The 26,396-nt window shown below is 71.7% G+C and carries 27 protein-coding genes; 10 read left to right on the top strand and 17 right to left on the bottom strand.

Translation table 11 applies throughout. The annotated features are described in order from the left end of the window. Positions 1-164: 164 nt before the first annotated feature. Together hemG and hemQ are read left to right on the top strand one after the other, a co-directional pair. On the top strand, positions 165-1,700 hold the full coding sequence (gene hemG, locus ACP4J3_RS18305; protein WP_426535612.1) for a protoporphyrinogen oxidase: 1,536 nt from the start codon (positions 165-167) through the stop codon (positions 1,698-1,700). Between the two features lie 4 nt (positions 1,701-1,704). Then, positions 1,705-2,436 carry a hydrogen peroxide-dependent heme synthase gene (hemQ, locus tag ACP4J3_RS18300; RefSeq protein ID WP_426535610.1) on the top strand — a complete coding sequence of 244 codons (732 nt, stop codon included), beginning with the start codon at positions 1,705-1,707 and terminating at the stop codon, positions 2,434-2,436. 68 nt (positions 2,437-2,504) lie between these two features. Here hemQ and ACP4J3_RS18295 read toward each other — a convergent pair whose 3' ends face one another. From ACP4J3_RS18295 to ACP4J3_RS18270, 6 genes are all read right to left on the bottom strand, one after another. Further along, a complete protein-coding gene (locus ACP4J3_RS18295) occupies positions 2,505-4,118 on the bottom strand; it encodes an alpha/beta hydrolase (protein WP_426535608.1) in 1,614 nt (537 codons plus the stop codon). Positions 4,119-4,256: 138 nt separating this feature from the next. Further along, positions 4,257-5,048: a TIGR04222 domain-containing membrane protein gene (locus tag ACP4J3_RS18290; RefSeq protein WP_426535606.1), complete on the bottom strand. Its 792-nt coding sequence runs from the start codon at positions 5,046-5,048 to the stop codon at positions 4,257-4,259. A gap of 95 nt (positions 5,049-5,143) precedes the next feature. After that, entirely contained in the window at positions 5,144-5,932 is a 789-nt protein-coding gene (locus ACP4J3_RS18285; RefSeq protein ID WP_426535605.1) for a DUF4142 domain-containing protein, read from the bottom strand. A gap of 282 nt (positions 5,933-6,214) precedes the next feature. Further along, on the bottom strand, positions 6,215-7,825 hold the full coding sequence (locus tag ACP4J3_RS18280; protein ID WP_426535604.1) for a DUF692 domain-containing protein: 1,611 nt from the start codon (positions 7,823-7,825) through the stop codon (positions 6,215-6,217). Positions 7,826-8,020: 195 nt separating this feature from the next. After that, positions 8,021-8,296: a hypothetical protein gene (locus tag ACP4J3_RS18275; protein WP_426535603.1), complete on the bottom strand. Its 276-nt coding sequence runs from the start codon at positions 8,294-8,296 to the stop codon at positions 8,021-8,023. Positions 8,297-8,322: 26 nt separating this feature from the next. Next, complete coding sequence (locus ACP4J3_RS18270; RefSeq protein ID WP_426535602.1) at positions 8,323-9,033, bottom strand: aminoacyl-tRNA hydrolase; 711 nt, start codon at positions 9,031-9,033, stop codon at positions 8,323-8,325. A gap of 51 nt (positions 9,034-9,084) precedes the next feature. Here ACP4J3_RS18270 and ACP4J3_RS18265 point away from each other — a divergent pair, with 51 nt between their 5' ends. Both ACP4J3_RS18265 and ACP4J3_RS18260 read left to right on the top strand, forming a co-directional pair. Next, on the top strand, positions 9,085-9,960 hold the full coding sequence (locus ACP4J3_RS18265; protein ID WP_426535601.1) for an ABC transporter ATP-binding protein: 876 nt from the start codon (positions 9,085-9,087) through the stop codon (positions 9,958-9,960). 5 nt (positions 9,961-9,965) lie between these two features. Then, the gene (locus ACP4J3_RS18260; protein WP_426535869.1) at positions 9,966-10,637 is read left to right on the top strand and encodes an ABC transporter; all 672 of its coding nucleotides are present in this window, start codon (positions 9,966-9,968) and stop codon (positions 10,635-10,637) included. On the opposite strand, the gene ACP4J3_RS18255 is transcribed toward ACP4J3_RS18260, so the two are convergent. The 9 genes from ACP4J3_RS18255 to zapE form a co-directional block, all read right to left on the bottom strand. Then, on the bottom strand, positions 10,629-10,808 hold the full coding sequence (locus ACP4J3_RS18255) for a hypothetical protein (protein WP_426535600.1): 180 nt from the start codon (positions 10,806-10,808) through the stop codon (positions 10,629-10,631). The genes ACP4J3_RS18260 and ACP4J3_RS18255 overlap by 9 nt on opposite strands. Positions 10,809-10,826: 18 nt before the next feature. Next, positions 10,827-11,681, bottom strand: a complete 855-nt coding sequence (locus ACP4J3_RS18250; RefSeq protein WP_426535599.1) for a polysaccharide deacetylase family protein — start codon at positions 11,679-11,681, stop codon at positions 10,827-10,829. A gap of 98 nt (positions 11,682-11,779) precedes the next feature. After that, entirely contained in the window at positions 11,780-13,210 is a 1,431-nt protein-coding gene (locus ACP4J3_RS18245; RefSeq protein ID WP_426535598.1) for a protein kinase domain-containing protein, read from the bottom strand. A gap of 42 nt (positions 13,211-13,252) precedes the next feature. Further along, positions 13,253-14,641 (bottom strand): PhoX family protein, encoded by a 1,389-nt coding sequence (locus ACP4J3_RS18240; RefSeq protein ID WP_426535596.1) that lies wholly within the window; start codon positions 14,639-14,641, stop codon positions 13,253-13,255. Positions 14,642-14,731: 90 nt separating this feature from the next. Then, positions 14,732-15,646 (bottom strand): slipin family protein, encoded by a 915-nt coding sequence (locus ACP4J3_RS18235; RefSeq protein ID WP_426535594.1) that lies wholly within the window; start codon positions 15,644-15,646, stop codon positions 14,732-14,734. 104 nt (positions 15,647-15,750) lie between these two features. Then, on the bottom strand, positions 15,751-17,208 hold the full coding sequence (locus tag ACP4J3_RS18230) for a SulP family inorganic anion transporter (RefSeq protein WP_426535592.1): 1,458 nt from the start codon (positions 17,206-17,208) through the stop codon (positions 15,751-15,753). Positions 17,209-17,213: 5 nt separating this feature from the next. After that, a complete protein-coding gene (locus tag ACP4J3_RS18225) occupies positions 17,214-17,792 on the bottom strand; it encodes a carbonic anhydrase (RefSeq protein WP_426535590.1) in 579 nt (192 codons plus the stop codon). A gap of 76 nt (positions 17,793-17,868) precedes the next feature. Beyond that, a complete protein-coding gene (locus ACP4J3_RS18220; protein ID WP_426535588.1) occupies positions 17,869-18,273 on the bottom strand; it encodes a hypothetical protein in 405 nt (134 codons plus the stop codon). 194 nt (positions 18,274-18,467) lie between these two features. Further along, positions 18,468-19,577 carry a cell division protein ZapE gene (zapE, locus tag ACP4J3_RS18215; protein WP_426535586.1) on the bottom strand — a complete coding sequence of 370 codons (1,110 nt, stop codon included), beginning with the start codon at positions 19,575-19,577 and terminating at the stop codon, positions 18,468-18,470. Between the two features lie 415 nt (positions 19,578-19,992). On the opposite strand from zapE, the gene ACP4J3_RS18210 reads away from it, so the two are divergent. From ACP4J3_RS18210 to msrB, 4 genes are all read left to right on the top strand, one after another. After that, a complete protein-coding gene (locus ACP4J3_RS18210) occupies positions 19,993-20,727 on the top strand; it encodes a pyrimidine reductase family protein (protein ID WP_426535584.1) in 735 nt (244 codons plus the stop codon). 163 nt (positions 20,728-20,890) lie between these two features. Next, positions 20,891-21,346, top strand: coding sequence for an indole-3-glycerol phosphate synthase (locus ACP4J3_RS18205; protein ID WP_426535582.1), 456 nt, complete (start codon positions 20,891-20,893; stop codon positions 21,344-21,346). A gap of 99 nt (positions 21,347-21,445) precedes the next feature. Then, complete coding sequence (gene murC, locus ACP4J3_RS18200; protein ID WP_426535580.1) at positions 21,446-22,834, top strand: UDP-N-acetylmuramate--L-alanine ligase; 1,389 nt, start codon at positions 21,446-21,448, stop codon at positions 22,832-22,834. A 13-nt stretch (positions 22,835-22,847) separates the two neighbouring features. After that, positions 22,848-23,255, top strand: coding sequence for a peptide-methionine (R)-S-oxide reductase MsrB (msrB, locus tag ACP4J3_RS18195; RefSeq protein WP_426535578.1), 408 nt, complete (start codon positions 22,848-22,850; stop codon positions 23,253-23,255). Positions 23,256-23,675: 420 nt separating this feature from the next. Here msrB and ACP4J3_RS18190 read toward each other — a convergent pair whose 3' ends face one another. Continuing rightward, complete coding sequence (locus ACP4J3_RS18190) at positions 23,676-24,164, bottom strand: MarR family winged helix-turn-helix transcriptional regulator (RefSeq protein WP_426535576.1); 489 nt, start codon at positions 24,162-24,164, stop codon at positions 23,676-23,678. A 155-nt stretch (positions 24,165-24,319) separates the two neighbouring features. On the opposite strand from ACP4J3_RS18190, the gene ACP4J3_RS18185 reads away from it, so the two are divergent. Continuing rightward, on the top strand, positions 24,320-25,681 hold the full coding sequence (locus tag ACP4J3_RS18185; RefSeq protein WP_426535574.1) for a pyridoxal phosphate-dependent decarboxylase family protein: 1,362 nt from the start codon (positions 24,320-24,322) through the stop codon (positions 25,679-25,681). A 5-nt stretch (positions 25,682-25,686) separates the two neighbouring features. After that, entirely contained in the window at positions 25,687-26,025 is a 339-nt protein-coding gene (locus ACP4J3_RS18180) for a hypothetical protein (protein ID WP_426535573.1), read from the top strand. 34 nt (positions 26,026-26,059) lie between these two features. Here ACP4J3_RS18180 and ACP4J3_RS18175 read toward each other — a convergent pair. Next, the coding region (locus ACP4J3_RS18175) for a hypothetical protein (protein WP_426535571.1) at positions 26,060-26,396 on the bottom strand (337 nt) is incomplete at its 5' end.

Here is a 26,396-nt window from a genome sequence, read left to right as displayed (position 1 = left end):
GTCGTGACGACTGATGCTTCTTCGACGCCGGGGTCCTGTGGAACGTTGGCGGGAAACGGTCCCGATGAGGTCACGGTCGGGACTCGGCGCGGGCACGGGGTCCCGGTCGGGTGGGGCCGTACGGCCCTGGTGGGAGTGTCAGTGGGGTCTGAGAGAGTGGGATCATGCGCGAGCACAGCGAGGACACACGCACGGGCGGCGGCCCGACGGGGCAAGGTCATGTCGTCGTGATCGGCGGCGGGATCGCCGGACTGGCGGCTGCCCACCGGGCACTGGCCGGCGGCAGACGCGTGACCGTCCTGGAGGCGTCGGACCGCCTCGGCGGCAAGCTGCTGCCCGGCGAGATCGCGGGCGTGCGCGTGGACCTCGGCGCCGAGTCGATGCTGGCCCGCCGTCCCGAGGCCGTCGCCCTCGCCCGCGAGGTCGGCCTCGACGAGCGCCTCCAGCCGCCCGCCACCGCGACCGCCTCGATCTGGACCCGGGGGGCCCTGCGCCCCATGCCCAAGGGCCATGTCATGGGCGTCCCCGGCACCGCGTCCGCCCTGGCCGGGGTCCTGTCCGACGAGGGCCTGGCCCGTATCGAGCGCGACGCCGACCTGCCCCGCACCGAGGTCGGGGACGACGTGGCGGTCGGGCAGTACGTGGCGGCGCGCCTCGGCCGCGAGGTCGTCGACCGCCTGGTCGAGCCCCTGCTGGGCGGCGTCTACGCGGGCGACGCGTACCGCATCTCGATGCGCTCGGCCGTCCCGCAGCTCTACCAGGCCGCGCGGGCGCACGACTCGCTGACCGAGGCGGTCCGCGAGATCCAGGCCAAGGCGGCGGCCGGCCGGCAGACCGGGCCGGTGTTCATGGGCATCGAGGGCGGCGTCGGCCAACTCCCGCTCGCCGTTGCGGAGTCGGTGCGCGCGCGGGGCGGCGAGATCGTGACCGGGGCGCCGGTGACGGAGCTGCGCCGCGAGGCGTCCGGCGGCTGGCGCGTGGCCGCCGGCGACCGGGTGCTGCACGCCGACGCGGTCGTCGTCGCCGTACCCGCCCCGGCCGCCGCCGGCCTGCTGCGCGCCGAGGCCCCCGAGGCCGCCGCCGAGCTGGACGGCATCGAGTACGCCTCCATGGCCCTGGTCACCCTCGCCTACCGCCGCGCCGACACCGACCTCCCGGCGGGCAGCGGCTTCCTCGTGCCGCCGGTCGACGGGCGCACGATCAAGGCGTCGACGTTCGCCTCGCAGAAGTGGGGCTGGATCGCCGAGGAGAACCCGGACGTCGTCGTCCTGCGCACCTCCGTCGGGCGGTACGGCGAGACGGAGATCCTGGGCCGCGACGACGCCCACCTCGTCGACGTCTCCCGCCGGGACCTCAAGGAGGCCACCGGCCTCGACGCCACCCCCCTCGAAACCCGCGTCACCCGCTGGACCGACGGCCTGCCCCAGTACCCGGTCGGCCACCACGCGCGCGTGGCCCGCGTCCGCGAGCACATCGCCAAGGTGCCCGGCCTCGCGGTGTGCGGCGCGCAGTACGACGGCGTGGGCATCCCGGCGTGCATCGCGAGCGCCTGCGCCGCCGTGGATCAGCTCGATGGAGACCTCGAAGAAAACAAGGCAGCGCGAAGCGCTTCGGTTGAGGGTGGTGGTGGGCGACGGGCGGGCGTGCAGCAGCTCACCGCCAACCCGGTGCAGAGTCTGCACGGAGGAGCAGGAGAATAGGGACATGAGTGACGACGCCCCCACCACCGAGGCCGGCCGGATCCCGAACAAGGGCAAGCTGGCCAAGGACCTGAACGAGGTCATCCGCTACACCCTCTGGTCCGTCTTCAAGCTGAAGGACGTGCTCCCCGAGGACCGCGCGGGCTACGCCGACGAGGTCCAGGAACTGTTCGACCAGCTCGCCGCCAAGGACGTGACGATCCGCGGCACCTACGACGTGTCCGGGCTGCGCGCCGACGCCGATCTCATGATCTGGTGGCACGCCGAGACCAGCGACCAGCTCCAGGAGGCGTACAACCTCTTCCGCCGCACCAAGCTGGGCCGCGCCCTCACGCCGGTCTGGTCGAACATGGCGCTGCACCGCCCCGCCGAGTTCAACCGCTCGCACATCCCGGCGTTCCTCGCGGACGAGACGCCGCGCAACTATGTCAGCGTCTACCCCTTCGTGCGCTCCTACGACTGGTACCTGCTGCCCGACGAGGACCGCCGCCGCATGCTCGCCGACCACGGCAAGATGGCCCGCGGCTTCCCGGACGTCCGCGCCAACACGGTCGCCTCGTTCTCGCTGGGCGACTACGAGTGGCTGCTGGCCTTCGAGGCCGACGAGCTGTACCGCATCGTCGACCTCATGCGTCATCTGCGTGCCTCGGAGGCCCGGATGCACGTCCGCGAGGAGGTCCCGTTCTTCACGGGCCGCCGCAAGTCCGTGGCGGAGCTGGTCGCCGGGCTCGCCTGAGCCGAGGTGCGACTGAGCCCCGCGCCCTCTCGAAGGGGCGCGGGGCTCAGTCGCGTGGGCGTGGCCCGCTACGGACGGGCCGCGGCTTGATGACGGCCCTTGCGCGAAGTGCTCGGCTTCGGCTGCGGGTGCCCCTCGCACGACGCGTACCGCGCCGGGAGCCGGCCCTCGAGCAGATACGCGTCGACATGGCCGTTGACGCAGCGGTTCGGCCCGTACGCGATGCCGTGCGTCCCGGCGTCCCGCTCGGTCACCAGCACCGAACCGGCCAGCCGCCGGTGCATCTCCAGCGCCCCGTCGTACGGCGTCGCGGCATCCCGCTCGGCGGCCAGGATCAGCGTCGGCGGCAGCTCACCCGGCGCGGTCCGGACATCGAGGGGCCGCTGCCGGGGCATCTGCCAGAAGGCGCACGGCAGGTTCATCCACGCGTTGTCCCACGTCTCGAACGGCGCCACGCGCGCGAGCCGGGTGTTGTCCCGGTCCCAGACCGCCCAGTCCGTCGGCCAGGGCGCGTCATTGCACTCCACGGCCGTGTAGACCGCGTTGGTGTTCTCCTCCTCGGCCGCCGCCTCCTTCACCGGCGCGGCCAGCTCGACCAGCGGCTTGGAGTCGCCCTTCAGATACGCCGACAGCGCCTGCGCCCGCGAGGGCCAGTAGTCGTCGTAGTAACCGGCCTGCAGAAACGCCTCCTGCAACTGCCCCGGCCCGATCTTCCCGCCCGCCGGCTTCGCGGCGAGCCGCGCCCGCACCTTCTCGTAGTTGCGCAGCACCTCGTCGGCGGTGGTGCCGAGCCCGTACACGTCGTCGTGCTCGGCGACCCACTCCCGGAAGTCCGTCCAGCGCCCCTCGAACGCGACGGACTGGGCGAGGTTGTTGTGGTACCAGATCTGCCGGGGATCCGGGTTGACCGCCGAGTCGAACACCATCCGCCGCACGTGCGAGGGGAACATGTGCGCGTAGAGCGCGCCGAAGTAGGTGCCGTACGACGCGCCCATGAACGTCAGCTTCGACTGGCCCAGCGCGGCGCGCAGGACGTCCAGATCACGGGCGTTGTTGAGGGAGTTGTAGTGCTGCAGCGCGCTCCCGGTGCGCTCGGCGCAACCGCGGGCGTAGGCCTTCGCGCGAGCGACGCGCTCCTTCTTGTACGCCTCCGAGGGGTGCAACGGCGCCTGCGTGGGCCCCTTGAAGTAGTGCTTGGGGTCCTCGCAGGACAGCGGCGCGGACGGCCCCACGCCACGCGGGGCGTAGCCGACCAGGTCGTAGGCGGCGGCCAGTCGCTTCCACGCCGGGAGGACCCCGATCAGGGGGAACTGCAGGCCGGAGGCGCCCGGTCCGCCCGGGTTGTAGACCAGGGCGCCCTGGCCCGGCACCCGGTGCTTGCTGTTGTGCGGGTCCTTGTGCGTGGCCCGCGCCCGGCTGACCAGCAGCTTGATCTGCCTGCCCTCGGGTTGTGCGTAGTCCAGCGGGACGGACACCGTGCCGCACTGCACATTGTCCGGCAGTCCCTGGTCCTTGGGGCAGCGGCCGAAGGCGATGCCGGCCGCCGCGGCGCGCGCGACGGCCACCGTCGTGCCGTGCCGCTCGTCCATGCCCGGCGTGGCCCCGGCGTTGCCGGCCGGGGCCAGGGAGAGGGCGGACAGGAGCATGGCCCCCGCGGCGGAGTAGAGGGCGGCAGCTCTCATCGCGTATCCCTTCGGTGCACGGCAGCAACAAAAGGGATATTTCGTCCGTCTGTTGACGAAGGCAAGCACCGCCTCGCCGATGTCGCCGCATTGCCCCCTATGCGTCATCAACTCCGGGGCCCGTCGGCCCTGGAGCCCTCAGTCGCGCCGGTGCGTCGCCTCGTGTTCGCGATGCGCGAAGGCCGCGCGCAGCTCCGGCTCCCCGATCGCGCGTACGCCCCGTACCGCGACAGAGGTGAGATACGTACGGTCGCCCCCGCCCCCCGAACGCCTCACCAGGGCGCTCAACAGCCGCTGCCCGGCCGGGGAGGCCCACCGCGCGTACGGGTGGATCTCGACGCGGGCGATGACCAGGCAGCTCAGGGTGAGCACGAAGGGCAGCGCGAACCAGAGCGCGATCAGATGCGTCGGCATCTCCGACTCGGCGGGCGCCAGCAGCGCGATCACCCCGAGGGCCGCCACGACCGCCGCGGCGAGCCGCACCTGACGGATCGCGGCGCCTATTCCGTCGCGTGCCTCTTCGGGTACGGCGAGGCCGGCGCTGACCAGCTTGTCGGCGAGGCTGCCCACCGCGTCGGCGGCGGCCGCGGCGTCCCGCACCGGCTCGATCCGGGACTGGCCCTGCGGCCCGATGGCCCCTATCACCGAGCGCTCCATCTCGTCCCGTCCGCGCGGGTCGACGACCGTCGCCCAGCCGGTGTGCGCGAGCAGCAGCCGCCGCTGGCGCGCCATGGAGACGAGCGTCAGATCGGCGACCCGCCGGGGGCCGCCGGACAGGAACGCGGCCTCGTACAGCGTCAGATCGTGGTCCCGGGCCGTGGTCGCCTCGTTCCTGTCCATGGCCGCGGTGTGTACGGCGGCCAGGCACAGCCGCGTGCACGCCGTGCCGGCGACGGCCCAGGCCGGCAGCAGAAGAAGCACCCAGAGCATGGCACCATTTTGCGGCTGAACCGCCGCCGCTCTCGCGGAGTTGGTTGCTCGCCGTGGGGGTTCCTCAATTATTGGTTGCGGCCGTGGGGTGTTTATCAGTGGTTGCCGGAATTGTCGGGTGGGCGGCTGGTCGCGGCCGGCGGCAGGGTGTACGTCGGCGACGGGGACGGGCTCACCGGGACGGCCGGGGCGGGGTCGGTGGTCGGACCCGGCGGGGCGGGGGCGGGGGTGAGCGGAGGGGTGCTGTCGGCGACCATGTCCCGGGCCAGGGCGTCGAAGTCGACGTAACCGGTGGCCTCCAGGACCCTGATGTGGTCCAGCACGGCGGTGTTGGCGTCGTCGGCGAGTTTCCGAACCAGGGAGTTGCGGGTACTGGCCCGGACCTGGGCGACGATGGAGAACACCTTGCCGTGCGCCAGCCGCAGGATGTTGGCGAACTCCCGGTCGTACGCGACGCCCTGGGCCGCGTCGAGGGTCGCCAGCCACCCCCGCTGCTGCTCGGTGGGCTCGTTGGGCAGCGCGAGGCTGAGCTTGGCGGCGACGTCGCGCACCCGCTCGTCCAGGAACATGTGCCCCTCGACCAGATGCTCCCCCGCGGTGCGTACGGCCGGAGTCGTGCCCTTGCTCTTCGCCTGCTCACCGGCGGGCAGCTCCCACAGCCCGGCCAGCCGGACCTTGGTGAGGAAGTCGCGGTCGAGGGCGGACAGCGGCCCGTATCCGGTCGAGACGGTCTCGGCGTTCAGTACGTCAAGACCCGTCCCGGACCGGTCGGCGTACGACCAGATCGGGAAGATCATCGCCAGCAGCGTCGCCGCCAGGCCGGTGATGATGATCCCGGTGCCGCTGAAGATGCCTCGGCCCTTGACGGGGGGTCGCGGTCGCATGGTGCCTCCTGTTGCGGCACCGCACGTTAGTGCGCTTCGAGGGTCGGGTTGGCATATTACTTCGGCTCACTTGGGCGCCTACGTCAACTGCCGTACCGGAGGGAATGGTTGCAACCAGGGCGGATGCGGGCGAATGGGGAGTGATGGCGGATGATCTGCGGCGACATATGAGGACGAACCGGGTCGGCGCCCCATGGTGCGGCTGGGAGTGTTAACCCCGGCACACTCACCGCTCGCGGCCGCGTCCACCGGGGAGTGGGAGTTGGCGTAGGCGGCGCCCGCTCAGCGTCGCAGCAGAACCCTACGTGTGGCCCGGGCCAGCCGGACCCCCGGCCGCCGCGAACGCGGCTTCGGTCCCGACCGCTCCAGCCACCACTCCCGCAACTGTGCCCGCATCCGCGCGTCTTCGCAGCGCCCCTCGGCCAGCAGATATCCGGCGAAGTCGAGGGCGTCCCGCCGATAGCCGTCGGCCATCGGATGCCCGTGCGTGTACGCGACGAAGGCCCGCCGGTACCCGTCCCCGAGGATCACCGGCAACTCCGGCGCCACCTTCGCCACGACGTCCGCCCGCTTCCCGGCGAGCGCCCGCGCCTGCACCCCGAGCCGCACCCGGTCGAACCCCTCCGGCACGGGCGTCCCGGCGACGAGCGCGGAGAGCAGAGCGGCCTGCGCGAGGGCGATCCGCTGACGGGCGGGGGCGAGGGCGTCTTGAACCGGCGTCGTCCCCTCGGTGAGGGTGCCTTGGACCGGCGTCGTCCCCTCGGTGAGGGTGCCTTGGACCGGCGTCGTCCCCTCGGTGAGGGTGTCTTGGACCGGCGTCGTCCCCTCGGTGAGGGTGTCTTGGGTCGGCGTCGTCCCCTCGGTGAGGGCGTGGACCGGCCTCGTCGCTTCCGCGAGGGCTTCCTCGGTCGGCTTCGCCCCGTCCGCGAGGCCTTCCTGGACCTTGTCCGTCCTCTCCGCGCGGGCTTCCTGGACCGGCTCAGTCCCTCCCGCGACGCCCTCCCGGACCGCCCCCGTCCCCTCCCGCCTCTCCGGCGTGGTCTCCTCCGTCGGCGCCTCCCGTTCGGTGTCGCCCTTCTCCAAGGCCTCCCGAATCGCCCCCAACTCCCGCTCCAGCTCCGCCGGTTCGGGGAAGTTCTCGTCGCGTTCCAGCAGGACTCCCGGCGGGGACACCCGGGAGGCGAGGTCGGTCAGGATGTCGAGGACCGGCTGGGGGACGGGGTGGGCGTGGCTGTCGTGCCAGACGCCGTCGCGTTCGAAGCCGCCCGCGACATGGACGTACGCGATGGCCTCCAGCGGCAGCTCGGCGAGCGCCTTGGCCGGGTCCTCGCCGCGGTTGACGTGGTTGGTGTGCAGGTTGGCGACGTCGATGAGGAGGCGCACGCCGGTACGGTCGGCCAGCTCGTACAGGAACTGGCCCTCGGTCATCTCCTCGCCCGGCCAGGAGATGAGCGCCGCGATGTTCTCCACGGCGAGCGGCACGGGCAGCGCGTCCTGCGCGATACGGACGTTCTCGCACAGCACGTCCAGGGCGTCCCGGGTGCGCGGCACCGGCAGCAGATGCCCCGCCTCCAGCCGCGGGGACGCCGTCAGCGGCCCGCCCGCCCGTACGAACGCGATGTGCTCGGTGACCAGCGGCGCCCCCAGCTCCGCCACCCGCTCGGCGAGCGCGGCCAGCCGACCGGCCTCGGGCCGCTCCGCGCCGCCCAGGCCCAACGAGACGCCGTGCGGGATCACGGTCACGCCGCGCTGCCGCAGCCGTACCAGGGACTCCGGAAGATGCCCGGGGCAGACGTTCTCGGCCACGGTCTCGACCCAGTCGATGCCCGGCATGCGCTCCACGGCGTCCGCGATCTCCGGACGCCACCCGATCCCCGTGCCCAGTCGCACCATCGTCCCCTCCTCGGCCTCTTCCGTACCCGCCTGTCCCGTCTCCTCGGACCCGCCGGACGTGACGGGGGTATGGCCCCGCCGGCTCGGGCCGAACCCTTCGGGGACCGCCTTCAGAGCAACATTTGAGGTTGGGACCCGAGCCCGGACATCGCGATCGGCCGGTACCGGGAAGTACGCGCGAGACGGCGTGAGTGTTCAGGCCGGAAAGACGTTGTGGGTCTGGCTCAGCCGCGGGGCGGCATCCGGAAATCCCGCCGCCTTGGTGGCAGGCACGATGACCGGGAGGAAGGCCTCCATGGCCTCCCGCGACTCCCATACGTCCAGCACGCGCAGCCCGTCGTCCGAGACGATCGCCACGTGGCTGATCAGGCCCTCGATGGTGCGACCCGAGCGGGTACCGGCGGTGCGCTGCACCTCGTCGTACTGCTCGGCGGTCACCCCGGGATACTCGATCTCCAGCAACAGGGGCATACCACCACGGTAAGCCGGAGCCGCGGCTACCGCAGCGCAGGATGGTCGGCGACGACGGTGCACGAGCCGGGCGCGATCTCCGTGAACCCCGCGTCCCGCACCAATGGCAGCCCGGCGCTCGTCAGCTCGCGCCAGCGCCCCGGCTCCGCCGTCCGCACCGCCAGCGGAAACCCGGCGTCGCGCCACGCGGCCCGCTCCTCGTCCGACAGCTCCCACCAGGCGAGCTGCGCCGCGTGTCCCGTCTGCGCCATGGCCTTGCCGGCCGACATGTCGAGCTCGGGGTTCAGCCACAGCACCGGCGCCGACGCGTCGGCGGCCACGGGCGGCTCGGGGTCGTCGAGGTCGGTACCGGACACCTGGAGCTTGGCCAGCTCCTTGGGCCACCCGTCCAACGGCACGGGCGGGAAGACCCGCACCTCGGCCGACTTCCCGGTGACGGTGATCCCCGGCAGCCCCTCGGCCCGCCGCCACTCGGCCCCGCGGGCCCGCCGCACGACCTTGCGGATACGCGCGTCCTGCCAGTCGCGCATGGCCTGCGCCCACTCGCCGTCGCCGGTGGAGCGTGCGTCGGCGAGGATCACCAGCACGGCGCGGGCGGAGGTCTCCAGGGCGTCGGTGCGGGCGGGGGGAGCGCCCCGCTCGATACGTACGACGAGCGGGAGCACGAACTGCGGCGCGGCGTCGCGCGCGCCGGTCCCGGACCGAAAGGGGCTGTCAACCGAAGGATCGCTGTTCACGCCGTCCAGTCTGCCAACTCGGCGGACAGTGGATGGGAGAGGATGGCCCCTATGCAACGTGATCTTCGTCTGGACAACGTGGGCCGCCGCTACGGCCTGCGCGGCCCATGGGTCTTACGCGGTATCCACCTCACCGTGCCCCCCGGCGCCCTCATCCGCATAGAAGGTCCCAACGGCACGGGCAAATCCACCCTCCTGCGCCTCCTCGCCCGCATAGACGCCCCCTCGGAGGGCCGCATCAGCGGAGCGCCCCGCACCGCGTACGTCCCCGAGCGCTTCCCCACCGCCCTCCCCTTCACCGCCCTCGGCTACCTGACCCACCTCGGCACCGTCCACGGCCTCTCCCGCCCGGCGGCCACCCGTGCCGCCCTGGAGTGGCTCGACCGCTTCGGCGCCGCCCCCTACGCCCGTACCCCCATGGCCGAGCTGTCGAAGGGCAGCAGCCAGAAGGTCGCCGTCGTCCAGGCGCTCCTCGCCGAACCGGAGCTGCTGGTGCTGGACGAGGCGTGGACCGGGCTCGACGCCGACGCCCGCGCGGAGCTGGAGCGGGCCGTCGCCGAACGCACCGCGGGCGGCACCGCCGTGGTCTTCGTGGACCACGACCCGCGCCGTCTGGCGGGGGCGCCCGACGCGACATACACCGTGCGCAACGCGGGACTCGACCTGCGTACCGACCCACCGCCCGAGGAGCCCACCGGCCCGCGCGTGAGCGTCGTCGCCCAGGGGCCGAGCGGCGGGCAGCTCCCCGCCGACGCGACCCGCGCGGTCGTCTCGGCCGAGGAACCCACGCCGGGCACCCACCGTCTCACCGTGCCCGCGTCCCACTCGGACCTCCTCCTGCGCGCCCTGCTGACCGCCCGGCCGCCCTGGCACGTGGTGAGCGTGCACCAGGAGCCGGCCGGACCCGACACCGAGAGCCGCCGATGACCGCCCTGCTCGCCCTGATCGGATACCAGGCCGACCTGCTCGTCCGCTCGCAGCGCTGGCCGCCGCCGTTCATCCTGTACGTCGCGTTCCTCGGGATCGGCGTCCAGAGCGGCCAGCCGATCCTCGACTCGCTCGGCTACACGGCCGCGGCCCTGCTGCCCGTCGCCGCCTGGCTGGTGCGGATCTGCGTCACCAACGAGCCGCCGGCCGCCCGCAGTTGTGTCTCCGCGGCGGCCGGCCCCGGGCGGGCGCACCTCGCCGCGCTGCTGGTGGCGCTGGGCACCGCGGTGGCGCTGGGCACGGTCGCGACCGTCGTCGTGACGCTGATCAGCGACCCGGCGAGCGCGGATCACCAGACGCGCGTACCGCGCCTTCCGGCGGGTGCGGCCGGGCTGCTCGCCGCGCTGGCCTGCGCCCTGCTCGGCACGGCCGTCGGCGCCCTCACCACCTGGCCGCTGCTGCGCTCGACAGGCCGCGCGGTCCCGGCGATGCTGCTCGCGGCCCTGCTGTCCGTGGTGGTGACCGGCTCCCCGGCCCAGGCGGCGGTCAGCGGCCTGGTCACCGGCTCCCGCTCGGGCACGGTCCCGCTGCCCGTACTGCCCCTGGCGGCCGCGGCCCTGCTCACGGCGGCGGCGATCGCCGTGGCCTGCGCGCTCCCCTCCCGAAGATCACCCTGAACAGGCGGTGCGCTGCGCCTCCTGCCACTCGCACACCGGGCAGAGCGTGATCCCCTTGTACGACTCCGGGTACTCCGTGGGCTCCCGGCACAGCACGCACTCGGCGTACGGCGGCCCCTGTGCCCTGGGCGGCTTCACCGCGTCGGCGATGGTGCAGTAGTCCTCGCTCATGCCTCCAGCGTAGGACGCTCACCGCCGCCCGCTCGCGGCCCCGATCAGCTCGGACACCTTCACGAACCGGAAGCCCTTGCGGCGGAGCTGCGGCACGACGCTGCGGACCACGCGCTCGGTCGTCGGAGCGGCACTGCGCGTGGAGTGCAGCACGACCACGGACCCCCGCCGCACCCCTTCCAGCACCTCCCGGGCGACCGCGCCGGCGTCGGTCGCGAAGGCGTCCCCGCTCACCACGTCCCACTGCACGGCCGTGACACCGAGCGGGGTCAGCGCCCGCAGGGCCCGCCGGTCGTAGCACCCGCCCGGAAACCGGAAGTACGGCACCGCGTCCCGCACCCCCACCTTCCGGAACGCGGCGTACGCCCGCTCCACATCCGCCCGCATCCGCTCCTCGCCGATGGTCGGCAGGCCGTAGCAGTCGTCGGTGAAGGCGTAGTGGCTGTAGGAGTGGTTGGCGACCTCGAAGAGCGGGTCCCGCCCGATGGACCGGGCCTGGACCGGATACTCCTCGGCCCACCGGCCCGTCATGAACACGGTCGCCGGCACCTTCAGCTCCCGCAGCGCCGCGATGAGCCCCGGATTGTCGAACCGCTCTCCCCGCGCCGCCCGCGGCCCCTGATCGGCGGTCATGTCGGCGTCGAAGGTGAGCGCGACGGCCTTGGCCCCGCTGCGGGGCCCGTGCCCGAAGACGGGCGTCGTGCCGGCGGGACCCGGGGCGAGCGTCGGAGCCCTGGGCGAAGGGGAGGCGGCAGTGGCGCTGGGCGCCGGGCGGGGAGCGCGGGTCGCCTCGGGCGCCGTGCAGGAGGCGAGCGCGCTGAGGGCCGCGGCCAGGGCGCAGACGGCGGTGACGCGTCGTACAGGAGTGATCACTATATGAAGATATGGTGATTAAACAGACATTTTGGCACACCGATGTGGTGTGCCGTGTCCTTGTCACCCGCCCGGCGGGGCGGGGGGCTCCGGGGGCTTCAGTCCTTGCGGGTGCAGTAGCCCGTCGGCGCCGAGACCGGTGGGCGGCACTGGAGGATGGACTCGGTCGGGTCCGTGCTCAGGTAGCGGCCGAAGCAGGAGTCCACCGTGGTGCGGTCGTGCTCGGCGCAGAAGGTCAGGGCCGCGCGGCCGTTGCGGAAGGGGCCGGGGGCGTAGAAGACCCAGTAGCCGCCGCGGAGGGACGCGTAGTCGTCGCTGAGCAGGAACTCGGCCCCGGGAACGGTCCGGCGGATGGTGGCGAGCCTGCGGTCGCGGTTGGCGGTGCCGGCGGAGACCGGTTCGGAGTGGAGCTGGGCGATCCAGCGGCCCTGCGGGGTGCGGCCGGGGGTGGGCGTGGGGGACGCGCTGGTAGGGGCCGGAGGCTTCGTGAGCGGGGCGGCGGCCTTGTTGTCGCCGCCGGTGTCGCCGGCCCGCAGGGTCAGGATCAGAGCCGTGGCCGTGGCGATCGCCAGCACTGCCGTCGCGGCCACCACGAGGCGGGTGCGGGGCCTGGGGCCGGGGGCCGTGAGGCGCGGCGGGTCCGGCTGGGTGGGGGGCGGTGACGGCGTCGGGTGCGGTACGGCGGCGGCCGTCATCGTCGGCCGGGCGGCCCGGTGCGGTGTCGCCCCCGCCTCCACCCGCGCCAGCATCGCATCCAGTCGGGCGGCGTCCGGGCGGGCCGCCGGGTCCCGGACCAGCAGGGCCTGGAGCACCGGCGTCAGCGGACCCGAGCGGGACGGCGGTGGCAGCGGGTCGTCGAGTACGGCGGCCAGCGTGGCCAGCGTCGTCGGGCGGCGCAGCGGGCTGACGCCCTCCACGCAGAGGTAGAGGACGACGCCCAGCGACCAGAGATCGGCGGCCGGACTGTCGTCACCGTGCCCGCGGATCCGCTCCGGGGCCATGTACTCGGGCGAACCGACCAGCTCGCCCGTCTCCGTGAGGCCCGTCGTGCCCTGGAGGGCGGCGATGCCGAAGTCGGTCAGGACGGCGCTGCCGTCGGGGCGCAGCAGGATGTTGGCGGGCTTGACGTCCCGGTGCTGGATGCCCGCCGCGTGCGCGGCCCGCAGCGCGGCGAGCACCTGACGGCCGAGCCGGGCGGCCGCCGCCGGGGTCAACGAGCCGTCGTCCAGCCGCTGGTGGAGGGAGACGCCGGGCACCAGCTCCATCACGATCCACGGATGCGGCTCGGCGGCCACGATCTGATGGATCGTCACCACGTGTGGATGGCTGAGCCGGGCCAGCGCCCGCGCCTCCCGCATCACCCGCTCGCGCATCACGCCGACCGTGTCCGCGTCGGACCGGACCGCCTTGAGCGCGACCTCGCGGTGCAGCACCGTGTCGCGAGCCCGCCACACGGTGCCCATCCCCCCGCTGCCGAGCCGATCCACCAGCTCGAAACGGCCGTCGACCACATCCCCCGCTGCGTTCATGCCGCACAGGTTAGAGGACGTGACGGACACGCCCGCCTCCGGCTATCGACGCCAGGGCCCCGTCACCGCGAACGTCGTCCCCGGCGTGTAGCAGTTGACGTACATCGTCCTTGCGTCGGGCGAGAAGGCGACCCCGGCGAACTCGCCCCACTCCGGCTCCTCGGGCGTGCCGAGGTTCTGGGCGTTGCGGGCCATCGCGTACACCTCGCCGCGCCGCGTCACGCCGTAGACGTGCTGGGCGCCGTTGCCGTCCTCGCAGACCATGAGGCCGCCGCTGGGGGCGAGGCAGATGTTGTCGGGGGACTCGCCGGGCAGTTGGACATTGGTGTCGGGGCCGAAGACGATCACCAGGGTGAGGCGGCGCGCGGCGGGGTCGTAGCGCCAGATCTGGCCGTAGTGGTCCCCGGCCGAGCCCTCGGCGCTGCGGGCGAAGGAGGACACGAAGTAGACGCTGCGGCCGCCCCAGTAGCAGCCCTCCAGCTTCTGCGCGTGGGTGATGCCCTTGCGGCCGAAGTCCTGGAGGCGGATGGGGGTCCGGGTGGCCAGCGGGTCCGGTACGTCCACCCACTGGATGCCGTCGAACGCCGCGCCCGGCTCCTGGATCGACGACAGGTCGGGCACGCCCGGCACCCGCATCGCCTGCAGGCGGCCGCCCGCGCGCAGGGTGCCGAGGCCGCCGCGCGGCCGGTGGGGCAGGAAGCGGTAAAAGAGGCCGAAGGGCTTGTCGAAGGCGTCCTCGGTCTCGTAAACGATGCCCCGGCGCGGATCGACCGCGATCGCCTCGTGCTGGAAGCGGCCCATCGCGGTCAGCGGGATGGCGCCCGAGCGGTGCGGGTCGGCGGGATCGACCTCGAAGATGAAGCCGTGGTCCTTGGTGTAGCCGTTGGTGCCCGCCTTGTCCTCGGTCTCCTCGCAGGTCAGCCAGGTGCCCCAAGGGGTGGGCCCACCCGCGCAGTTGACCGCCGTACCGGCGATGGCGACGCGCTCGGACAGGACGTGGTTGTCGGCGTCCAGGGTGAGGGCACTACAGCCGCCCTTGCCGGCCGGGTCGTAGGTCAGGCCCTTGACCGTCGGTACGGGAACCCTGGCGTTCGCGCGGTTCTCGTGGTTGCGGACCAGGTGGACGCGGCCGTGTCTGCCGGGCAGCGCCGTCATGCCGTCGTGGTTGGAGGGGACCCGGCCCTCACCGGAGCGCAGCCGGTCGCCCTCGCGGGAGAGGACCCGATAACGGAAACCTTTCGGCAGATCGAGCAGGCCCTTCGGGTCGCGGACCAGCGGGCCGTAGCCGGAGTGGCCCAGGTTCTGCGCGGCGGCGGTGCCGGCGAACAGTTCGGTGAGATTTCCGGCGAAGGCGATCGAGACGCCCAACGCGCCCGTGCGGGCGAGAAGCTGACGGCGCGTCGTGGGGCCGGCTGACGTGTTCTCGGACATGGGGCAGCCTTCCTGCTGGCGGACAGGAACTGTGACCCCGCCGTGTCTATCACCTGGTGCGGGCCTCGGGAACCACGCGCGTAGCACGTGTCACTGCCCGGTGGCGTCCTCGATGATGTCCTCGATGGTCCGCTCGACCTCCCGCTCGGCCCGGGGTTCGACGGCCGGGTGAGCCTCTTCGCCGGCGGCGCCTTCCAGGACGTGATCCGCGTCCGGCTCAGGGGCGCGCTTCACATGTCGCTCGTGGTCCTCGCCCCGCTCCAGGAAGCGCAGCAGCTCCACCGGGATGGGCAGCACCAGGGTGGAGTTCTTCTCCGCCGCCACCGCCATCACGGTCTGGAGCAGCCGGAGCTGCAGTGCGGAGGGCGCGTCGGCCATCTGGTGGGCGGCCTCGGCCAGCTTCTTGGAGGCCTGCAGCTCGGCGTCCGCGTTGATGATCCGGGCCCGCCGCTCGCGGTCGGCCTCGGCCTGCCGGGCCATGGAGCGCTTCATCGTGTCCGGCAGCGACACGTCCTTGATCTCGACGCGGTCCACCTGCACGCCCCAGCCGACGGCCGGGCTGTCGATCATCAGCTCCAGCCCCTGGTTGAGCTTCTCGCGGTTGGAGAGCAGATCGTCCAGATCGCTCTTGCCGATGATCGAGCGCAGTGACGTCTGCGCCATCTGCGAGACCGCGTACTTGTAGTCCTCGACCTTGATCAGCGCGCTCGCCGCGTCGACCACCTTGAAGTACACGACCGCGTCCACGCGCACGGTCACGTTGTCGCGGGTGATGCCCTCCTGGGCCGGCACCGGCATCGTGACGATCTGCATGTTGACCTTGTGCATCCGGTCCACGATCGGAACGATCAACGTGAATCCGGGCGGCCGTACCTCACCCACCAGCCGTCCGAGCCGGAGCACGACCCCGCGCTCGTACTGTTTGACGACCCGGGCGGCGGCCGCGACGTACACCAGGCCCGCGGCACCCACGCCCACGAGCGCACCCAGCAGCTCCTCGAGCATGACGACCTCCTTCGCCGACGGCTGTTGAGGTCTGCTCCTGCAACGATATGCCCGGCGTCTGGTCCGGGGCCATGCCCGGCCCCGGACCAGGGGTCACACGCCGGTCAGGACGCCGTGACCCGCACCGGTTCCGTGCCCGCCGAACTGTGCCGCTCGGCCCAGTTCTCCAGGGCCGTGAGGCAGGCGTGGTCGAGGTGGTGCAGCCCGGACAGGTTCAGCTCCACCGGGCGGTCCTGGGGCAGGGCCTCCAGGCTGTCGAGGATCTTCGGCAGCCTCAGGAAGGTCGCGTTGCCCGACAGGTACGCCTGGATCGGTCCTGCGCCCTTGTCTATGACCTCCAGCTTCACGTGCGAGGCCTCCCAGGCGGTCTTGGCGACCGACAGGGCCAGACCGATCAGCACGCCCTCGAACATGTTCACCGCGACGATCGAGACGGCGGTGACGACCAGGATCAGCGCCTCGCCCCGGTGGCCCCGCCACAGGGAGACGATCCCGCGGAACGGAATCAGCTTGAAGCCGGCGTGGATCAGGATGCCGGCCAGCGCGGGGATCGGGATCAGCGCCAGCGTGGCGGGCAGCAGCGCCGCGAACAGCAGCAGCCACACGCCGTGCAGGACGCGGGACGCCTTGGTCTTGGCGCCCGCCTGGACGTTGGCGGAGCTGCGCACGATGACCGCGGTCATCGGCAGCGCGCCGAGCACACCGCAGACGGTGTTGCCGGCGCCCTGCGCCATCAGCTCCTTGTTGTACTCGGTGCGCGGCCCGTCGTGCAGCCGGTCCACGGCCGCCGCGCTGAACAGCGACTCGGCCGAGGCGATGAGCGTGAAGGCGACGATGGTGGCGAGCACACCGACGTCCGCGAGTTCGCCGAAGGCGCTCAGGGACGGCGGCTGGACGGCGCCCAGCAGGCCCTTGACCTCGACGGTGGCGACCGGCAGCGAGAACATCGCGGCCACGAGCGTCGCGAGGCCCACGGCGGCCAGCGGACCGGGGACGGTGCGCACCTGGCGCGGCAGCTTCTTCCACAGCACCAGGACGGCGATGGTGCCGGCGCCCAGTGCGATCGAGGCCAGAGCCTCGGTGTTCCCGGCGGCCCGGGCGAGCGCTCCGGGCAGCCCGGCTATCTTCTCCAGGCCGGAGGCGGGCGCCTTGGCGTCCGCCATCGAGTAGAGCTGCCCGGCGATGAGCACCAGGCCGATACCGGCCAGCATGCCCTCGACGACGGAGACCGAGATGGCCCGGAACCAGCGCCCCAGCTTCAGGGCGCCCATGAGGAGCTGGAGCAGGCCGGTGGCGAGCACCAGCACGCCCAGGACCGGCAGCCCGAACTCCCGCACGGCCTCGAAGACCAGCACGGTCAGACCGGCGGCGGGCCCGGAGACCTGAAGGCTGCTGCCGCGCATCATGCCGGTGACGATGCCGCCGACTATGCCGGTGACGAGGCCGAGCTCGGCCGGTACTCCGGAGGCGACGGCCACGCCGACGCACAGCGGCACCGCGACGAGGAAGACGACCAACGAGGCGGCGAAGTCCTGCCGCAGATGAGGGAACTTGGTCATCATGCCGATCACAGCGCCTCGAACGCGTCGGTCTCGGCGTTGTGGACGTGCACCGCGCCCTTGTGCACCTCGTAGTACCAGGCGTGCAGGTTCAGTTGACGCTCCTTCAGTTTCTTGTCGATGAAGGGGTACGAGCGCAGCCGCAGAAGCTGCGTCAGCACATGGGACTGGACGCCCTCGGCGACCTCCGGGTCCTCGACGGCACCCGTCGGGCGCGGGTCGGCCTGCGCGAGCCAGCTGCGCACGGCCGGTACGGCGTCGAGGTCGTCGCCGCGCACCAGCGCGCCGACGGCCCCGCAGTGCGAGTGGCCGCAGACCACGATGTCGCTGACGCCGAGGACCTCCACGGCGTACTCGATGGTGGCCGCCTCGCTGGTGGGGTGCTCGGAGGCGTACGGCGGGACGATGTTGCCCGCGGTGCGCAGCTCGAAGAGCTCGCCGGGGCGGGCGCCCGTGATCAGGGCCGGAACGACCCGGGAGTCGGAGCAGGTGATGAACAGGACCTGCGGGGACTGCCCTTCGGCCAGTTTGGCGAACTCCTCAGGGCGCTGTCCGAACATACGGGCGTTGTCGATGAGGGGCTGCATGTGTGGTGACTCCTCCTGGCGCGCAGCTGTGGCGCGTCGGGGTTTACATGACAAGTGGGGGGGACCGCTCTGCTTCTCAGCAGCGGAAGACCTGAAGCGCGGCCGGGGTGTGCGACGCCGAGGATCTCGACGTGCGGTGCTGCCCGGCCCCGGGTATCTCCGGCCGGTTCGTGGACGCGGGGTCCCGGGTGAGCGACGATCGGTCGGGCGCCGTGGGCCCGCAGTCGGCGAAGCGTGAACGGTCCCGACCGGGCAGCGGACCGGTCGGGCCCCCATCGCCCGACGGTGTGCACTGGTGGGACATGAGTGTTTCGTCGCGCAGCGCCTTCCCGGAGAGCTTGTTTCCGGGCTGGGCCTTGGCCTCTGCCTGACTGACCGTATGCGCGTGTGCGAAGGAAGCGCGGGGAGCGAAAAACTGGAGGGCGAGCAGGACGGCGGCGAGGAGCGACATCACGGTCCGGGCCGTCGTACCTCGGAACATGCGCCTCCCTCCGGACAGTCCACTCCTCATGCGCGAGCCAACGCTTGGTCAACCGTTGGTCAAGAAACACATTAGCCCGGCAAAGTTGTTTGCAGGGTTAACTTAACGTTTCCACCTGAAGAGAGCCTGAAATGCGCGGGTGGCATGGCTTGAACTCCCCCTTGACCAGGAGGAGTTCAGCAGGTTAAAGAGCGTCAGGCGATGACGAGGTCCTTGGCGTCGCGCGCCAGGGCGGTGAGGCGCGAGATCGCGCGGAAGTACTTCTTGCGGTAGCCGCCCTTCAGCATCTCCTCGCTGAAGAGCCGGTCGAAGGGCAGCCCGGAGGCCAGGACCGGGACCTCGCGGTCGTACAGCCGGTCGGCGAGCACCACGAGCCGCAGGGCGGTGGACTGGTCGGGAATCGGCTGTACGTCGGTGAGGCACACGGCCTTCAGGCCATCGGTCAGCGCGCCGTACCGGCTGGGGTGGACGCGGGCCAGGTGCTCCAGCAGATGCGGGAAGTCGTCGAGCGAGGCGCCCTCGGTGGCGTACGCCGCCTTTGTCACCTGCTCGTCGGAGTACGGCGCCGGAGCCTCGGGCAGGCCGCGGTGGCGGTAGTCCTCGCCGTCGATGCGCAGCGGGCGGAAGTGGGCCGACAGGCCCTGGATCTCACGCAGGAAGTCGGCCGCCGCGAAGCGGCCCTCGCCGAGCTTGCCGGGCAGCGTGTTGGAGGTGGCGGCGAGCGCGACGCCCGCGTCGACCAGCTTGCCGAGCAGGGTGGAGACGAGGACGGTGTCGCCCGGGTCGTCCAGCTCGAACTCGTCGATGCACAGCAGCCGGTGACCCGACAGCGTCCGCACCGTCTGCTGGAAGCCGAGGGCGCCGACGAGGTTGGTCAGCTCCACGAAGGTGCCGAACGCCTTCAGGGACGGCTCGGCCGGGGTGGCGTGCCAGAGGGAGGCGAGCAGGTGGGTCTTGCCGACGCCGTAGCCGCCGTCGAGGTAGACGCCACGGGGCCCTGCCGGGGCCTTGGGCGCCTTCGCCCTGCCGAACCCGAACAGGCCTCGCCTGTTCTTGCCGGCGCCGCTCGCGTGCGCGCCGCCGAGCCCGCCCGCGAAGCCCTCCAGGACGCGGACCGCCTCGGTCTGGCTGGGCTGGTTCGGGTCCGGGATGTAGGTGCTGAAGCGGACCGAGTCGAACCGCGGCGGCGGCACCATCTCGGCGACCAGCCGGTCCGCCGGGACGTGCGGCTCACGGGCGCACAGGGACAGCGGGCTCGCTTCGGCTATCTCGCTCGGCTTGGACGCGGCTGTGGAGGACGACACGGGTCACCATGCTAAGCGCCGTGCCAGACTCCATGACATGCGACGCCTGTTCCCTGTGACCGACGAAACAACAGCGAGGACCTCCGGAGGTACGGCCGGGAAAGAGGGGGGTGGAGCTGCCGGGGGTGGGCTTGCGGCCGGTGGGTTTGGTGGGGCGCCGACCGGGGGGCTGGGCGGCCCGGTTGGTGCTGGTGCTGGTGCTGGGCCTGGGGCGATCGAGGGGGGCGAGGTGGCTGGTGCCGGTGTCGGGCGGGGTGGCGCGGTGGGTGCCGGGTCGGCCCGGGGAGGCGGTGCTGGTGTTGGGGCGGCCGAGAGGGAGCGCGCGGCGGGTGCCGGTGGCGAGGAGGTTCCGGAGGGTGTCGGCTCGGGGCGTGGGGCTCGGGGCGGTGCCGGCGGCTTTCCCGGTGGGGATCTCGTGGACCGCGAGTGGAGCCTCGCCGAGCTCGCCCTCGCCTATGCCTACCCCGCGCCCGGTCCCGGTGGGCCGCGGCCCTGGTTGCGGGCCAACATGGTGTCCACCCTGGACGGGGCCGCCCAGCACGAGGGGCGCTCGCAGCCCATCTCCACCGCGGCCGACATGCGGATCTTCGGGACGCTGCGGGCGCTGGCGGACGTCGTGGTCGTCGGCGCCGAAACGGTACGTCAGGAGGGGTACCGCCCGGCACGCGCGCGTGCGGAGTTCGCCGGGGCGCGCGAGGCCGCCGGGCAGGGGCCGGCCCCCGCCATCGCGGTGGTCAGCGCGAGCCTGGACCTGGACTACGGCCTGCCGCTGTTCACCTCGCCCTCCGTGCCCACCCTCGTCCTGACCGGCGCCGCCGCGGCCCCGGACCGGATCGCGGCCGCGGAGAAGGCCGGCGCCCGGGTCGTGATCGCCGGTGACGGCGTCGGCGTGGACCCCGTCCGTGCCGTCCGGGCCATCGGCGAGCTCGGGTACACCCGGCTGCTGACCGAGGGTGGGCCGCGGCTGCTCGGCCAGTTCGTGGCCGCCGGAGTGCTCGACGAACTCTGCCTGACGCTGTCGCCGATGCTCACCGCGGGAGACGCCCAGCGCATCGCCGGCGGGCCCTCGGTGGCGGTCCCGAAACGGTTCGAGCTGGTGTCCCTGCTGGAGGAGGAGGGCTTTCTGTTCGGCCGGTACCGGCGGACGTGACCTTGGTTCGGACATGGGTTCTGTGTGTGCCGTAGTCCTTAAAACGGCGGAATCCACCGTTCCGTTTAGCTTCCGCCGGGCACACTGAAAGTCGCAGCCCCCGTGCAGGCACGGGGCAGGATGGTTTCCGCAGAAGGGGCGCCCGGTGTTCACCAGCGTTTTGATGATTGAGAAGGCCCTGACGTCCGCCGACGTGGAGTTCGTCACCACGTTGCACGGGGACGAACAGGTCGCCTTCCAGGTGCTGCTCCAGCCGCGCGGCGAGCAGGCAGACAGGTTGTTGCGCGCCATCGACGACATCGCCCTCGGCGAGCTCGACGAGGCGGTGCGGGAGGGGGAGACCCCGGAGGGCGAGGAGGCGCTGAGCACGGGGGAGCGGGCGCTGGAGGTGTCGCTGACCGCTCTGCGTACGGCCGGGGCGGAGGCGGAGGGTCGGCTGCTGGAGGATCATCCGCTGGACGCGCTGAAGGCCGTGGTGGACGAGGTCGACGCGGACGAGGTCATCGTGCTGACCGATCCCCACTACGTGGAGGAGTTCTTCCACCGGGACTGGGCGTCTCGGGCCCGGCACAAGGTGGGGGTGCCGGTACTGAAGCTGTTTTCGCACAGCAAGGCGTAGCTGACCAGCGGTGTCAAAGAAAGTACGAGTGAGTACAAGTAAGTACTAGGGTCGGCATCGAACGTCCGCTGCACCAGCACGCACACAGGGAGAACACGCATGGCACCCGGCATCCCCACCGCCATGGACCGACCGCACTTCATCGGCATCGGCGGAGCCGGGATGTCGGGGATCGCGAAGATTCTCGCGCAGCGTGGGGCCAAGGTCGCCGGCAGTGACGCGAGGGAGTCGGCGACCGCCGAGGCACTGCGGGCCCTCGGTGTGACCGTGCACATCGGGCACGCCGCGGAGCACCTGGCCGACGACGCCAGCTCTGTCGTGGTGTCGTCGGCGATCCGGCAGGACAACCCCGAGCTGGCCCGCGCCGCCGAGCTGGGCATCCCGGTGGTGCACCGCGCCGACGCGCTGGCCTCGCTGATGGCGGGGCTGCGCCCGATCGCCGTCGCCGGCACGCACGGCAAGACGACCACGACGTCGATGCTGGCGGTCTCCCTGTCCGAGCTGGGCCTCAGGCCGTCGTACGCCATCGGCGGCGACCTCGACGCCCCCGGCTCGAACGCCCTGCACGGCGAGGGCGACATCTTCGTGGCGGAGGCGGATGAATCGGACCGCAGCTTCCACAAGTACGCGCCCGAGGTCGCCATCGTCCTGAACGTCGAGCTCGACCACCATGCCAACTACGCGTCGATGGACGAGATCTACGAGTCCTTCGTGACCTTCGCCGACCGCATCGTCGAGGGCGGCACTCTGGTGATCTCGGCGGACCAGGACGGGGCGCGCGAGCTGACCCGGCGGGTGTCCGGGACCGTCCGGACGGTGACGTACGGCGAGGCGGAGGACGCCGACGTACGGGTCCTGTCGGTGCTGGCGCAGGGGCTGAAGAGCCAGGTCACCGTCCTCCTGGACGGCCAGGAGCGCACCTTCGAGGTCTCGGTCCCGGGCCGCCACTACGCCCTCAACGCGGTGGCCGCCCTCGCGGCGGGCGCGGCCCTGGGCATCCCGGCCGGCGAGCTGGCCCCGGCGCTGGCGGCGTACACCGGCGTCAAGCGGAGGCTCCAGCTCAAGGGCGAGGTCGGGGGCGTCCAGGTCATCGACTCCTACGCCCACCACCCGACCGAGATGGTGGCCGACCTGGAGGCCATGCGCGCCGCCGCCGGGGACGCCCGGATCCTGGTCGCCTACCAGCCCCACCTGTTCTCCCGCACCCAGGAGCTGGGCAAGGAGATGGGCCAGGCCCTCGCCCTCGCGGACTCCTCGCTGGTCCTGGACATCTACCCGGCCCGCGAGGACCCGATCCCCGGCGTCACCAGCGAGCTGATCATCGACGCGGCCCGGGCGGCCGGCGCCGAGGTGACGGCGGCGCACGACAAGAGCGAGGTGCCCGCGCTCTTCGCGGGAATGGCGAAGCCCGGTGATCTCGTTCTCACCATGGGCGCGGGCGATGTCACCGACCTCGGCCCGCTCATCCTGGACCGCCTGTCGAAGTGAGGGGCAAGCATTCATGTCGTACGACGTCGAAAAGCCGGACGAGCAGTGGCGCGCGGAGCTGACCCCGGCCGAGTACGCCGTGCTGCGCGAGGCCGCCACGGAGCCCGCCTTCACCGGTGAGTACACCAACACCAAGACGACGGGCGTCTACTCCTGCCGCGCCTGCGGTGCCGAACTGTTCACGTCCGGCACGAAGTTCGAGTCGCACTGCGGCTGGCCGTCCTTCTTCGACCCGAAGGACACCGACGCGGTGGAGCTGATCGAGGACCGCTCGCACGGGATGGTGCGGACCGAGGTGCGGTGCGCCCGGTGCGGGTCCCACCTCGGGCATGTGTTCGAGGGGGAGGGTTATCCGACGCCCACGGATCAGCGGTACTGCATCAACAGCATCTCGCTCAGGCTGACGCCGGACGAGAACTGATCCCGCGCACGGTCCGTGGCTGGGGCCCGACGAGGTTGAATGGCCTGGATGGGCTCCAGACACGCGTCTCAGGGACCTGTGCGGCGAGGATTCTTGGCTGGCACCAAGGGCACGGGGCTGCGTGTGGAGCCGGAGTCGCAGCTGCCGGAGGATGCGCGCGGCTGGGCGCAGAGCGTGCCGGCAAACGCAGAGGAACCCGCCGAAGATCGCCGCGTCGACGGCCCCGATGAGTCCGCCTCCGTCACGACAGCGGTGACGGCCCCTGGTGCCCAGGGGCCGTACATCGTCCGAGGCCCCCACGGGGCTCGGACAGCTCTGCGTCCGACGCGTCACCCGGTTTGCCGGTGTGGCTGTGCCAGTAAACCGTGGTCGGTCTCTCGCCCGGTCGGCCGTCAGGACCCTCCCCCGCAGCGCACGATGTCAGTCGGCGGTGTCGCGCAGCGACTCGTTGATGTCGCTCAGCGCGCCGGTCAGCCGTGTGTAATCGTCACGGGCCACGGGCGTGACGAAGTACCGCTCGACGACATGGGCGTGAACGGTCGCCGCCTGAAGAAACACGGTACGGCCGTGATCGGTCGGTTCCACCAGGACGCTTCTGCGGTCCTCCGGTGACGGTACGCGGCGGACCAGACCGGCTTCTTCCATGCGGTCGATCAGCCTGGTGGTGCCACTGCTGGTGAGGGTGAGGTCGTCGGCGAGCCGGCGCTGGGAGACCTCCTCGCCCGGCTTGCGGCACAGCCTGATGAGGACCTCCAGCATCGTGTGACTGATCCCGCACTCACGTCGCAGGGCGGAGTCGATCCGCTGCTCCAGACGGGTCGCGGCTTTGATCAGCAGCCCGAAGTCATGAACGAGCCTGCTGTTGGCGGCACGGGCGGCCTGGTCGCCCTGCCGGGTCGCGGCATTCACCTGTCCGAGCCCTCCCATCCTGACGGTCCTGGCCCGCGAGTTTACTGCCACATCACCTACTGCCATCTCAATTGCTGAGCTGTCAATTGCTGACTGCTCAATGAAATTCTATGGTGGACGCCACCCCGTCAGCCACATCGGAGAGAGGGACATCCGTGGACCTGCAGCACTGGCTCGGCCGAGCCACCCACGCAATACAGGACTGGGCCGACACCTTCGGTCCCTACCAGCCGCACCCGTCGCTCCAGGTCGACGACGACCGCTTCACCACGGCCTTCGAGGACTTCGCCGGGAGACTGCGGGACAACTACCCCTTCTTCCACCCGCACTACGCGGGGCAGATGCTCAAACCCCCGCACCCCGCCGCGGTGGTCGGCTACCTCACCGCCATGCTGATCAACCCCAACAACCACGCCCTGGACGGCGGCCCGGCCACCGCAGCGATGGAACGCGAGGCCATCGGGCGGCTCGCCGCGATGTTCGGCTACGACACCCACCTCGGCCACCTCACCACCAGCGGCACGATCGCCAACCTCGAAGCCCTCTTCGTCGCCCGCGAACTCCACCCCGGCCGAGGAGTCGCGTACAGCGCGGATGCCCACTACACCCACGGCCGCATGTGCCGGGTGCTGGGGATGGAGGGACACGCGGTGCCCACGGACAACCGGGGGCGTATGGACCTCGACGCGCTGGAGGACCTGCTGCGCGGCGGCCGGGTGGGCACGGTCGTGCTGACCGCCGGAACCACCGGGCTGGGGGCCGTCGACCCGATCCACGAGGCCCTGCTCCTCACAGAGCGTTACGGCGTCCGTATCCACGTCGACGCCGCCTACGGTGGCTTCTTCGCCCTGCTGGCAGGCGCCGACGGGCCCGAGGGACTGGCGCCCGAGCCATGGCAGGCGATCGCCCGGTGCGATTCGGTCGTCGTCGACCCGCACAAACACGGGCTCCAGCCCTACGGCTGTGGTGCCGTGCTCTTCCGCGACCCCGAGGTGGGGCGCTTCTACCTCCACGACTCGCCCTACACCTACTTCACCTCCACCGAGCTGCACCTCGGGGAGATCAGCCTGGAATGCTCACGCGCCGGCGCATCGGCCGCCGCCCTGTGGCTCACCTTCCAGCTCATCCCGCCCACCGCCGACGGCCTGGGCCAGGTGCTGGCGGCAGGCCGCCGGGCCGCACTGAAGTGGGCACGGCTGATCACCACCTCCGACCACCTGGAGCTGTACCAACAGCCAGAACTGGACATCGTCAGCTACTTCCCCGTTGTCGACCCCGCCACCCTCAGCGGCATCGACACGGCCTCCGCCCGCATCCTGGCGGACGGCATGACGAGCCCCGACCCGGTGTTCCTGAGCACCCTCAAAGCCGACCGCCGGGCGTTCACCGCACGCCACCCCAAAATCACCTCGGACACCGACAGCGTCCGCATCCTCCGCAGCGTGCTGATGAAACCGGAATCCGAGCACCACGTGGAGCACATCCACCACCAGGTCGAACGGCTCACCCGATCCTGATGGCGATGACCGCCCGCGAATCAGGCGAGGAGCGTGTCCACCGGCTCGTGTGCCTCGGGCGGGTGCTTCATGGCCCGTTCCTGGCACCTGTCGACGTCAAAGCTCCAGGCCACACCACCATGACGCGCAACTCGCACGAGGGGGCTGCGTACTCGAGTTCCGCCCAGGCGGCGAAACTGGGCGTCGGCATCGCAGAGAGGGTGCGGACCTGGGTCCGCAAATCGCAGGTCGACACCGGCCGGCGGCCCGGCGTCACCTCCGAGGAGGCCGCAGAGATCAAGCGGGCAAGGCCGAAAACACACACCGCCAGGTGTGCGGAGTCGAGCCGATCTGCCGAGTCCTGACCAGCCACGGACTGAAAATCGCGACGAGCACCCACTACGCGGCGAAGAGCCGCGCCCCCGGCGCCCGGACCGTCCGTTCAGCGTCTACGGGGTCCGCAAGGTCTGGCGGCATCTGCACCGCGAAGGCATACACAGGCGCGACTTCACCTGGTCCGGGATCGTCTCCATAGCCTGTCTCCGTCAGTAGTAGGAAGACCGCTCGTAGGGAAAGCGGTGGCTGGTTGCCGGTGGCGAAGAGCGGAAGGATCGCCACCACGTCCGGCGGTCCGTCCGATCCGAAGACCCCGTATGGCTCGTGCCCATGGCGCCGGGTCTCGTGCTTCCCCCAGCAGAGAGAGGTCTTTCCTACATGTCCAGCTTCCTCAGCAGGC

The sequence above is a fragment of the Streptomyces sp. UG1 genome (assembly GCF_049974585.1).
Classification (GTDB): Bacteria; Actinomycetota; Actinomycetes; order Streptomycetales; family Streptomycetaceae; genus Streptomyces.
Note: the sequence above shows the minus strand (reverse complement) of the source record. Positions and strands in the feature narration are given on the sequence as shown.